The 572-nt window shown below is 58.9% G+C and carries 1 pseudogene; it reads right to left on the bottom strand.

Going from position 1 to position 572, the window contains the following annotated elements:
• Positions 1-140 precede the first annotated feature (140 nt).
• Positions 141-572 (bottom strand): annotated as a pseudogene (locus ALO64_RS10795) (RHS repeat-associated core domain-containing protein); the annotation flags it as partial.

Below are 572 nucleotides of genomic sequence, written 5' to 3'. Positions count from 1 at the left end.
TTTGTCTACACCCTCTTAACCGTCACTCTACTTAATCGGGCTGACTCACCGTATCTGGTCTTGAGGAGGCTTTTGGGGATATTCTTGGCCGTCGAACTGAGAGGCGCCGTAAGAAGCCTGATCAACGCCCCCCAAGGACTATGCCCCGACGGATCCACCCTGTTCACCGGGTCCCCCTCGACATACGCATACCCATTCACCCTTCCCTTGCCAAACGGACTCCAGCTATCGGGACTGTTGAAGCGCATCAACACCGGGCTGTAGGCCCGATAACCATTCCCCAGCATTTGCCAGCCGCTATCCGCCTCGGCCAGTTCGCCATTGAACCCCAGTTTACCGAGTGGTGGAGCTTCACCGCTGGCATGGCCGTAGGCCGTATACCTCCTCCGGTTGATCCCGTCGCCACCCACCTCGCCCAGCACACTGTCGCTGCCGTCGGTGGCAAGCAGCAACGTGTGATCACTCTGCTGTTCGGCCAGCAGGTAGTCGTCGCCACGCATGAAGGTGCTCTGGACATGGCTGCCAAGTTGATTGGCCAGCCCTGCGTCGCTATCGGCGAGTCTGCTTTTTCT

Source organism: Pseudomonas meliae (assembly GCF_001400515.1).
In the GTDB taxonomy this organism is placed as follows: Bacteria; Pseudomonadota; Gammaproteobacteria; order Pseudomonadales; family Pseudomonadaceae; genus Aquipseudomonas; species Aquipseudomonas amygdali.
This window is presented reverse-complemented; position numbering and strand designations above follow the sequence as displayed.